The sequence below is a fragment of the Mesorhizobium sp. M7D.F.Ca.US.004.03.1.1 genome (assembly GCF_003998635.1).
Classification (GTDB): Bacteria; Pseudomonadota; Alphaproteobacteria; order Rhizobiales; family Rhizobiaceae; genus Mesorhizobium; species Mesorhizobium loti.
Genome location: NZ_RZQG01001294.1, coordinates 1 through 1,259 on the forward strand (window position 1 = coordinate 1; position 1,259 = coordinate 1,259).

The following is a 1,259-nucleotide window of genomic DNA, read 5'->3' on the forward strand; positions in this document are numbered from 1 at the left end:
CATATGGGCAAGCGTGGGGACGCCGCTCATGCCGCCTGGCGAAAATTGTTCGCGGCCTATCGTAGACAATATCCCGACCTGGCCAAACAGATCGACCAGATGCAGCGACGCGATGCTCCCTCCGGGTGGGACGCCACGTTGCCCGCCTTCTCAGCCGATGCGAAAGGCCTCGCGACGCGCGACTCGTCGGGCCAGGTGTTGAACGCTATTGCGGAACATTTGCCATGGCTGCTGGGGGGCGCGGCAGACCTGTCGCCGTCAACCAAGACGAACCTCGAATTCGATTTCGCCGGCAACTTTCAGACCCCAGAGGGCGACCAGGCCGTCAGCTACCGCGGGCGGAATTTCCACTTTGGCCTGCGCGAACATGCCATGTGCGCCATCGGCAACGGCATGAGCCTGTCGAAGCTGCGGCCGTTCGTCTCCAGCTTCCTGATCTTCACCGACTACTGCCGCGCGGCGCTGCGGCTGAGCTCGATGATGGAACTCCCGCTCATCTCCATCTGGACCCATGATTCCATCAGTCTCGGCGAGGACGGGCCAACCCACCAGCCGATCGAGCAGCTTGCCTCGTTCCGCGCCATGCCCGGCATGGTCGTGCTACGCCCGGCGGATGCGAATGAAGTCATGGAGGCATGGAAGGTCATCATGCATCTCAAGGACAGGCCTGTCTGCCTCGTGCTGACGCGACAGGCGGTGCCGACGCTCGATCGCTCGATCTATGCAAACGCAGCCGGCGTGGCGCAGGGCGCTTATGTACTGGCTGATGCTCCCGACGGCAGACCCGACGTCCTGCTGCTGGCGACCGGCAGCGAAGTCGCGCTGTGCGTGACGGCGTATGAACAGCTGAAGGCCGAGGGCATCAAGGCACGCGTCGTCAGCATGCCGTCATGGGAATTGTTCGAAAGCCAACCGAAGGAGTATCACGAGACCGTCCTGCCGCCCGCTATAACGGCCCGGGTTGCGGTAGAAGAAGCATCTGGTTTCGGATGGGAGCGCTATACCGGCTTCGACGGCGCCATCCTCGCTCTACATAGTTTCGGCCTGTCAGCGCCATCGAAAGTCGTCGCAGAACACTTCGGATTCGAGCCGGCACACGTCGTTGCGGCCGCCAAGGCGCAAATTGCGGGCAGCCCGTCAACCAAACAAGTTGGGATTGCACGAACCGAATGAGACAATGACCATGAAAATCAGTCCATTGGCCGGAAAGCCGGCCCCGCCCGAGCTGCTGGTCAACGTCGCCAAGCTCGTCACCGCTT

The 1,259-nt window shown here is 62.2% G+C and carries 1 protein-coding gene; it reads left to right on the forward strand.

All coding sequences use genetic code 11. The features are described 5' to 3' along the window. Positions 1–45 precede the first annotated feature (45 nt). Complete coding sequence (locus tag EN935_RS36455) at positions 46–1,173, forward strand: transketolase C-terminal domain-containing protein (RefSeq protein WP_245489146.1); 1,128 nt, start codon at positions 46–48, stop codon at positions 1,171–1,173. Positions 1,174–1,259 lie beyond the last annotated feature (86 nt).